This is a genomic window from Streptomyces sp. NPDC059900 (assembly GCF_050270335.1).
Taxonomy (GTDB): domain Bacteria; phylum Actinomycetota; class Actinomycetes; order Streptomycetales; family Streptomycetaceae; genus Streptomyces.
Genome location: NZ_JBNNJZ010000351.1, coordinates 1 through 8,662, shown reverse-complemented (window position 1 = coordinate 8,662; position 8,662 = coordinate 1). Strand labels below are relative to the sequence as shown.

Genomic DNA, 8,662 nt, shown 5'->3' with positions numbered 1-8,662 from the left:
GGCCTCATACAGAGTGCTGGTTGTGACCGCCAGACCATGCCGGTCGCGCAGCCTCGCGCCGATCTCGAGCATGGTCAGCGAGTCGGCACCCAACTCCAACAGCGATATCTCGTCGTGCGTGCGGTCCAGTTCCATCGCTAAGACCTCTGCTACGTCGGCCCTGATCGCTGCAAGACATGCTTCGAAGTCCATGCGCCCTCCACCCAGAGCTCGCCGCAGACCGCGGCAGGCGCAGAGCGTATCGCCACTGCCGACGTCCTCGTGCCCCGCTGTCAGCACACCCTGCCAGGACTGCCCGGGGCGCCATCGCCGACTCACGTCTCCGGGGTGGAAGGCGCGCTGCCTTGCGGGGCATCCGCAGCGTCTTCGGTCAGCGGCGCGATGGAGTGCGGCTGGCGGCCGGGGAGGGTGATGGCCGCGTGCACGATCGTGCCCCCGGCGTCGTCCCTGCGCTGTTCCCACCGGCTCGCCAGGGTTCGACGATCAGCAGGCCGCGGCCGTGCTCGGTATCGGGCGCCGCCTGCTGGGCGCGGAGTGGACGATGGGGGCCCAGGTCGCCGACGCTGACGGCGGCTTCGTCATCGGTAAGGACGACCTCGACCGTGATCTCCGGACTCTTCGTGTAGGTGACCGCGTTGGTGGCCAACTCACTGACGATCAACTTCAGGTCCGCGCGGACGGCCTCGGCCACACCCCAGTCGGCGAGAGTCAGACCCACGTAGGCACGGGCCTGGCCCGGGGTGCGCTCGGAGTCTCCGGGCAGCCGCAGCCGGGTGGTCAACGCCTGCGAATGGGCAGTGGGCGGCTCGGCCGCATGGCCTCTGGGCGCTGCGGGATGCCTCACGCCGGTGCCCCCTTCGCCCTCAGCTGGACGCAGCTGTACCGGCGGTGGCAATCCTGCGGATAGAGGGCACAGGTGCCTGTGCCGCGCAGCCAAATCCGCAGCGCGCCCTGCTCGGCAGGTGTCCGGACCATTTCCTGCTCCGCCGGAGCGATGAGGGTGTTCACCTCACCGCGCAGCACCAGCTGTTCCACCGTGCACCAGCCGATCCGCCGGCGGCGCGGCGTCTCGGGTGGCGCCGGGTCGTACACCTCATGGAGCACCGGCCAGCCGTGCGCCTCGGCGAAGCCGCGGAGATCTGCCAGCTTCCGGGCCGCTGTCGCCGAGTTGCTGTGACAGGTGTAGAGCAGGCTGCGGGGATGGTCGGGCGCCGTACCCACCAGCGCGGCGAGGGGCGGCACGGCAGGTGGATGGGCGGGGGTGTCGGGCATCGTGCTCAGCTCCAGAGCGTGGAAGGGTAGTGACCGTTTGGCACAAGCCCCGGAGGGCGCTGCCGGGGTGCTGTGCAGGGTGTGGTTGAAGAGTTCACGCCTCCCCCGCCGACCGGATCCGGCGTCGGCCCGCCGCATGGGTTGAGGTACCGCTCAGCAGACGCCTGAAGAATGATGTCGACCGCCCGGCTTACGGATCGCGCACTTCCCCACCGGCCCTGATGGAGACCCAACTACCGTGCTGCATGTGCGATTTACTGTGCAAGGGCAACGGCAGAAGCCACATAATTGGCAATTGCCGGAACACACACAAGGGGTTGTTCAAAGGGGTACAGGGGGTGGCACACTCGGGACACGGCCCGCAACAGCGCAAGGCAGAGGGCGCGTTGAGCGCCTACAGAGCTGGGGAGAGGGTTACGCGTGGCAGCAAAGCGCGGCGCTACATTCAGACGCCGAGAACTCGGCAAGGAACTTCGCAAGCTCCGGGACCAGCAGGGGCAGACGCTGCAAGAGGTCGCCAGAGCCCTGGGCTTCTCCCACACGAAACTCGCACGGGTCGAAAACGGCGAGAACGATCTACCGCGTGTCAGCGACCTCCAGGCCCTCATCGACCACCTGGCCCCAGATCTCCCCAAAGAAGACCTGGAGACGCTGCTCCAGCTCCACCGGGAGTCGCTGAGCAAGGAGCCATGGACGCCCTACAAGGCGTACATGCCGTCGAAGATGCCGACCTACCGAGGTCTGGAGCAGGACGCCACAGTCATGCGGGTCTGGCAGCCGGCCTTCGTGTACGGCCTGTTCCAGACGGAGGACTATGCCCGGGCCCTTTATCAGATCGCCAAGCCTGTCGACGAGACAACCAGTGAGTACATCGAACAGAACGTCCGGTTGCGACTGGAACGCAAGGACCTCATCACCCGCTCGGACGACCCGCTGGAACTGCGAGTGATCATGGATGAGGCAGCCGTGCGGCGGATGGTGGGCGGCCCCGACGTCATGCGCGCTCAGTACGCAGAGATCGCGAAGCTGGCCGAGCTGGACAACGTGACCATCCAGATCCTGCCGCACGACGTCGTGACGTACCGCTCCGAAAGCAACTTCACGATCCTCGACTTCGCCGAGACCCTCGCCCCGGTCGCGCAATCCGACATGTGGAACACGATCAGTGTGACCGATGAGCGGCAGGACGTTCAGCGAAGCATCCGCCGCTTCGACGCCATGCGCGACAGCGCCCTGCCCCCGGCTCGAACGTCCGGGTTCCTGCAACTACTAGCCCGAGAGTGGTAACAGCCATCAATACCAAGACCATAGCCCTCGAAGTGGTCCCCGAGTCCGCCTGGTACAAGTCCTCGTACAGCAACGACTCAGGCGGCTCGTGCGTCGAGATCGCGGCACTCGAGCACCAGGTGGGCATCCGCGACTCCAAGAACAAGAAGGGCCCCGCCCTCGTGGTGCCCACTGCCGCCTGGTCCTCCTTCATGGAGCTCGTTCGCTGCGCTCCCGGCGGGCAGGCGTAGCAGACCTGTTGCGCCGTCTTCTCAGCCAGATCAGAGGGCGGCGCTTCCGGCCGCCGAGCGAAGTTTCTGCCGGTGGCTCTCTCCTCGGTGAACACCCCGGCCCCTGGCGGCCCGCACTCGCCCGTCCTGCTGTCCTCCCGTCGACCTCGCAGTGGCTCGCCTCAGGGAGGCCCGAGTGGTGCGCGAGCGCGCCACTCAGCGCGGTGCCAAATAGCCGCAGATCGCGGTCACGCAGCTGGTCGCGGTGTAACTGTGCGTGAGAAAGGCGAGGCCTCCGGTCGGCTTCAGCAGACAGCCGAGTGGAGGTGTTTCATACAGCCGATCACTCCTGCGTCCGCGTCCACGTTCGCGGTGTCGAAGCCCGCAAGAGCCGTCGCGGCGGTCCGCCCGGTCCCACCGAGTCCGATTCCGGACCGGCTACCGACCGGCTGGTGACCATGTCGGTCCGGGTCCGGACCCGGACCGCGGGCTCAGTCGGTCCCCGCGGCGCATTGCGGTCGGTGGGAAGGGGCGTGCGGACCGTGATAGTCCTTCCCGGTCCGGAAACAGACCCGACCGTCGCCCGTCGCGTTTGCGGCCGTGGGGACCCTCGGGACACGCTCGTGAGTCCGGCCGTAGACCACTCGGACGGCCTCTGCCAGGCAGCCGGTGACGCGGTGGCTGTATGCCGGCTCATGAAGCCGCGGCATTTCGGTGCCTGTTGTTCCCGAGGTGCAAGGCGCTGTCGCTGTACGAGAGCGGGATGCGTCATGGTTTTCGACCCGACCGACAAGCTTGTGCATCGTGATCGACGTCGCGGATGCTACCGAGGTACTACATCACGCTTAAAGTGCCGCCAAACGGGCTGGTCAGGCTCCACTACGGCCCTGACGATGCCGACCGCGCCTCCCCCCGAAGCGACCTCACAGCGCTGCCGCACCCCACACGCCGCCATGAGAACGCCGCACCGTTGAACGCGAAGACAGCCCACTGACGTTCCGTTTTAAGTATCCGCTGTTCTCCGCTTGTCGGTGGAGCTGCTTGCTGGGGGTGCCAGCACGCCCGCTCGCTCGTGGAGGAGGCGCCGCCATGCCAGGCAAGCCAAGCCGTACCGACAGGACAGTGGGTACGCGCCCAGGTCGACGGCTCCCGCTGGACCTCGCCCGTGAATGCTTCGACCTGCTGGTCGCGGGGCCTTCGCCGCTGTCCCTGGACTGCCGCAACCTTCCCGGGCTTCCCGATGGCCCCATCCCGCTCGATGAGTTGCTCGACCGATTGCTCAGCGGACACTGCCCGCGTGCGACGAAGGACGCCGTCTGGCCGGAGCTGGTACGACGCTCCCGATCCGAGGGGGCCACCTGGACACTGGCCTGCACCGGGATGGCACTGCCCACCCTTGCCAAGATCTCAGGGCAACTGACGGCACGGTACCCGGCGGATCCGGCCGACGTGCACGCCGAGGTGCTCTGCGGGTTCCTTGCGGCACTGTCCACGGTGGACCTGGGCCGACCCCGGGTGCTCGTACGACTCAAGTGGGCCGCCTACCGGCGGGGGTTGGCCACACTGTCCCGCGAACTGGATGCGCCCACGCCCATGGGGCCCGGATTCGACTCCGCTCCGCCGAGGCATCCATGGGGCCATCCCGACCTCGTGCTGGCCAGTGCGGTCCGGGCGGGAGTCCTGACCCGGACCGAGGCGGACCTGATCGGGACTACGCGGCTGGACGATGAGTCCGTCACCGACTGGGCGATCACCCACAAGGCGACTCCCGGCTCCGTCTACAAGGCCCGGCGCCGGGCCGAGTACCGACTGATCGACTTCCTGAGGGAAGGCGTCCAGACCGGCGGTGCAGAGGATCCAGTGGCCCGGGCCGCGATGGCACGATGGCGCAAGCCCCGCGACTATGCGGCCCGGTCATCGCAGGGGGCGGCCGTCACCGTCCGTATCCCCCAGGCCGGCGCGCTCGGACCGGCCCCAGCGCCATCGCTCCGATCCGCGTGTCCAAAAGCGCCGCCCGAAGCGGTCTTCTCGGGTGCGGGGGCCTGCCATCCGCTCCCGCACCCGTTGGCTCCACCTCTCCCTCGGAGGTCCTCCAAGTGCACCGGATGACGGGTTCCTCGACTCGCCGGTCAAACCAGTGCCGCGGCCGCCGCGCCCCCAACCGTGCTGGGGAGCCTCCGGGGCCGCGAGCTGGTAGGCCGACGCTCAGCGGGCCATCTGTTCGGCTTCGTGGCCGCCCCAGGGCGCGAGCGGGAAGACGGCGGCCTCGTACACCGTGATGCCCGCGACGACCGCGTCGCCCAGCCCCGCCTCCGTGCCCCTGCGCTGGGACCAGCCGACACGATCCAGGCGCCAAGCCTGTTCGATCCCTCCTGCGCAGGGGTATGCCCTGCCTTGCCGACCGCACGTCAGGGCTCGGACCGGATCTGGCTGATGGGGGAATCGTGCGCACTCGCGTGTCCGGACTGAGCCTCGGTCCGATCCGAGGGGACTACCACCTCATGACCCCGTTCGCGGGCACCCTGCTGCAGATACTCAGGGGATTCCTGCTGATCGCCTGGGTCGTCATGGCCGGTTTCACCGTGTTCGCCCCCGACCAGGTCGACGGAAACCTCGCCTGGACGACGGCGGTGGTGATCGCGGTCTACACCGTGACGTTCGGATGGCGTCTGCTGACCGCCCGGCTCGGCATGAACCGGTGCTACCTCCTGGCGGAGGGGGTGGCCGTGACCAACCGCTTCGGCCGGGTGACCGATTCCGTGGCCTGGAGCAACGTGACCGGTATCCAGCAGACAACGGTCGTGGAACTCTACATGGGAGCGCACCGCATGGAGATCCACCGGAACCAGACCGCCAAACCCCTCACCTTTCTGGCACCGGGCGTGAAATCGCAATTGGTGCAAGCGCTGCTCACCGAGGGCCGCCGCGCAGGAGCCCTGCAGTGAGGGGCATCGGGGCCCCAGGCCGTGGCCACTTGCTCTGGCAAGCGCGGATACATCTACCCCGGAACCGTCGCCCTCGCAGCCCTCATAATCTGGCTGCGCATGGCCCGGGAAACATCGCCTCCGAGTGCGCGACGTCGTCGCCCACGTCCATCCGCTTGCGGGAACGCGTGGCGTCGACGGCGCGGCCGCAGCGCGCTCTTCGCTGAATCTCTGTGAAGTCTTCCGTGGTCACCTGCGCCATTTCTTCCGCGGTGACCTCTGGAGCACAATTACCGCGAGCGTTATCCGATCTTTCGCGACGTGCACCTTATGCGCTGCGCCTCGACGGAAGTACAGAAGACCTCGAGTAGTGAAATCCTCGAATGAATTACATTTTCACTGCGGCCATAGCGCAATAAATTGGCCCTTCGTTCGCGCCCCGGCCGGACCACCCTTCGTCTTGTCCAGTTCCTGACGGGACATCGAGTTGCATGCTGCGCAGGAAGGTCTCACGGCCCGGCGACCAGCGCCAAGGCCGGGCAGAGGGGTTTCCTCTCTAGCAGGTGGGCCGTTCGGTAGTAGGACAAGTAGTGGGACTGGCGCTCCAGCCGGGTGGGGCCTTCGCGAAGACCGCCGTCGGCGCTGTCGGCGCTGTCGGCGCTGTCGGCGCTGTCGGCGCTGTCGGCGCTGTCGGCGCTGTCGGCGCTGTCGGCGCTGTCGGCGCTGTCGGTGACGGACAGATGCGGAGGGAACTCCTGTGTCCTGTTCATAACTTCGGGACCGAATTTCTGACCGTGTTTGAGAGAGTCAGCTGAAGCCGATCTCGGTGAAGGCGCAGCCCCCGCGTTCGGCATAGGGCAGTGCCTGCCGGGATACGAGCCTCGGAGCCTGCCGGAGGTACTGACGGAAGCCGGAGGCTCTGAACCTCAACTCGAAAGCGTGGCCTTCGATGAGCCAGAGCGGACAGTGGGAAAAGTTCGAGCGGGCGTCGTCCGGCACCAGCCGGTGCACCTTGTCGACCTCCAAGTCCAGGCCCACACCCGTGAAGTCGAGGTCCCCCTCAAGGTCGAAGACGTCCTGGAAGACGAGTGTCGCCGGCGAGATCCAGAACGAAAAGTGTGTTGCGGGCGGGACCGGGTGGACCCAGCGGACGATGTAATCAAGATCGAAGAGGAGACGAGGCAGGATGTCACCGGTCGGCTGGACGGACAAGCCGTGGATGGTGGCGTCATGCCACCCCATCGCCTCGAAATCTCCGTCGCTCCAGGTGCTCTTGGAGAGACCTGATTCCTCGTGGCTGCCGTCGCTCATGCCCGAATCCAACCAGACACCTCAACGGACGCCGTCACAGCCCGGGCATGGATCAGCATTGGACGAGAAGAGCGGGGCCGGGTCTGGAGGCTGGTGAGGTGACCCGCATGGTCGGCGCGAACACCGCCAACGGCACCCGACTCATCCTCTGGACCTGCCAAACCACCCCCGACCAGAAATGGACGCTGCCCTGACGTGATGGATCAGCCCGGGAGCGGGCCCCTTCCAGGCCCGCTCCCGTTGCCACATGTCGCGGTATCAGGCTCCGCTACCGGTTCAGCAGTTGATGGGGATGCACGGCTTGGGAATGTCGGCGTGGACGAGGTGGTGATCGGAGTAGTTGTTGTGCACTCCGACGCCGGGCTGGGCGTATCCCTTGCGCTGCCAGATGTAGTCGAACTTCCGACCGTTGGGCTGCCCCTGGTCCCCTATGGTCATCTGGCAGTTCGTGGTGGACTGCGGGGTGCAGTTCGGGTCGGCGTCGCGGAATGACTCCCACATCGGGGCCAGTTCCGCGCCGTTGGGCTGGGAGTTGAAGTCTCCGAGCACGATGACGTCGGGGTACTTGGTCGCCTCGGCCACCAGCTCCTTCACCTGCCCCGTGCGCACCGCCGACTGGCCGGCCTCGGCCAGGTGGGTGGCCACGATCCGGTAGGTCTTTCCGTTGAGCGTGGTGTCGGCCGCCACGTAGCCGCGCGGCTCGCTGCCGCCCTGCCCGTAGATGTGATTGACCTTGTTCGTGAGCGGGGCCGCCGAGAGGATCGCGTTCCCGTAGGCCTTTCCGTAGGGGTAACAGCGTCCGGTCCTGTTGGTGACGCTGCCGTGGGCGATGTTGTAGTCAAGGCCGTAGCGGAAGTCGAGCAGCTCAGCCAGCCGTTCGGTTTCGCCGACACAGATTTCCTGTAGCGCCACTATCTGAGGTCGGTACGTCTTGATCTGTTCGGCGATCTGCCGGATGTGCATGGCGGGATCGCTGCCCTTGTCCGGCCAGCGGCACGGATTGCAGACGTTGAAGGTGACCACTCGGTTCTGGAACGGCTCCGCCTTGATTTCGCTGTCCCGCACACCTGCCGCATCGCCGGTCGTGCGGGTGTTGCCGGCGGAGGCGGCTGCGGCGGCCCCGCCCCCGATATCCCGCTCCCCCGCGGCACTGGCCGTCATCGGCGACAGCAGGGCTGCGACAATCACGGCGACCAGCGCTAACAGGATTCCCCCTGGCTTGCGCATTTACTACCTTCTTCCGTGGAGGGTGGTATAGGCAGCGCCATCGCGGGACGCCGCCCGGGGCAGCGATGCGCGCAAGCACGCAGAGCATCGCCGCGTGAGGGTCCCGAGAGCCGCGCCGGGGGCTTATCGAGGCCCGCGTCAGGAGACGCTAGGCACCGTCCGGCAGCCTGTCGTCAAACGAGTGACGTAGCGGCCGGTCAACTCCTGCGGTAGCGCCTGATGCAGTCACGCCGCACGCCTGATGATCTGTTCTCGCCGGTCGTTGGCGGCCGCCCGGCGGACAGGCCCGCGCAGCGACCCGGGAGCCGGGCCAGCGAAGACCCGGCGCTCGGGCACCGGTCCGCAGGAACTCCTGCCGACCGGTGAAAAGGCTCCGGGCGGGCGGGTGGGGCGATACTGATGGTGACACTCGCCCTGCCGACCGGCCGGGCC

At 67.2% G+C, this 8,662-nt stretch carries 10 protein-coding genes; 4 read left to right on the top strand and 6 right to left on the bottom strand.

The window, feature by feature from the left end:
- The 3 genes from ACQKIP_RS32075 to ACQKIP_RS32065 form a co-directional block, all read right to left on the bottom strand.
- Positions 1-192, bottom strand: a 192-nt coding sequence (locus ACQKIP_RS32075; RefSeq protein WP_427744882.1) for an acyl carrier protein, incomplete at its 3' end; no start/stop codon positions are given.
- A gap of 178 nt (positions 193-370) precedes the next feature.
- The gene (locus ACQKIP_RS32070; RefSeq protein WP_365857002.1) at positions 371-844 is read right to left on the bottom strand and encodes an ATP-binding protein; all 474 of its coding nucleotides are present in this window, start codon (positions 842-844) and stop codon (positions 371-373) included.
- Entirely contained in the window at positions 841-1,272 is a 432-nt protein-coding gene (locus ACQKIP_RS32065; protein WP_365857000.1) for a hypothetical protein, read from the bottom strand. Before ACQKIP_RS32065 ends, ACQKIP_RS32070 begins: the two co-directional genes overlap by 4 nt.
- Before the next feature lie 420 nt (positions 1,273-1,692).
- On the opposite strand from ACQKIP_RS32065, the gene ACQKIP_RS32060 reads away from it, so the two are divergent.
- The 4 genes from ACQKIP_RS32060 (at position 1,693) to ACQKIP_RS32045 (ending at position 5,713) form a co-directional block, all read left to right on the top strand.
- On the top strand, positions 1,693-2,559 hold the full coding sequence (locus tag ACQKIP_RS32060) for a helix-turn-helix domain-containing protein (RefSeq protein WP_365856998.1): 867 nt from the start codon (positions 1,693-1,695) through the stop codon (positions 2,557-2,559).
- Positions 2,553-2,789, top strand: a complete 237-nt coding sequence (locus tag ACQKIP_RS32055) for a DUF397 domain-containing protein (protein WP_365856996.1) — start codon at positions 2,553-2,555, stop codon at positions 2,787-2,789. Before ACQKIP_RS32060 ends, ACQKIP_RS32055 begins: the two co-directional genes overlap by 7 nt.
- Before the next feature lie 1,068 nt (positions 2,790-3,857).
- Positions 3,858-4,877 carry a hypothetical protein gene (locus tag ACQKIP_RS32050; RefSeq protein WP_365856994.1) on the top strand — a complete coding sequence of 340 codons (1,020 nt, stop codon included), beginning with the start codon at positions 3,858-3,860 and terminating at the stop codon, positions 4,875-4,877.
- A 392-nt stretch (positions 4,878-5,269) separates the two neighbouring features.
- Positions 5,270-5,713, top strand: a complete 444-nt coding sequence (locus ACQKIP_RS32045; RefSeq protein ID WP_365856992.1) for a hypothetical protein — start codon at positions 5,270-5,272, stop codon at positions 5,711-5,713.
- 488 nt (positions 5,714-6,201) lie between these two features.
- Here the strand turns inward: ACQKIP_RS32045 and ACQKIP_RS32040 are convergent, their stop codons facing one another.
- The 3 genes from ACQKIP_RS32040 to ACQKIP_RS32030 form a co-directional block, all read right to left on the bottom strand.
- The gene (locus ACQKIP_RS32040) at positions 6,202-6,462 is read right to left on the bottom strand and encodes a hypothetical protein (RefSeq protein ID WP_365856990.1); all 261 of its coding nucleotides are present in this window, start codon (positions 6,460-6,462) and stop codon (positions 6,202-6,204) included.
- Between the two features lie 37 nt (positions 6,463-6,499).
- A complete protein-coding gene (locus ACQKIP_RS32035; protein ID WP_365856988.1) occupies positions 6,500-7,003 on the bottom strand; it encodes a hypothetical protein in 504 nt (167 codons plus the stop codon).
- 276 nt (positions 7,004-7,279) lie between these two features.
- Positions 7,280-8,191 (bottom strand): endonuclease/exonuclease/phosphatase family protein, encoded by a 912-nt coding sequence (locus ACQKIP_RS32030; RefSeq protein WP_427744877.1) that lies wholly within the window; start codon positions 8,189-8,191, stop codon positions 7,280-7,282.
- Positions 8,192-8,662: the final 471 nt, after the last annotated feature.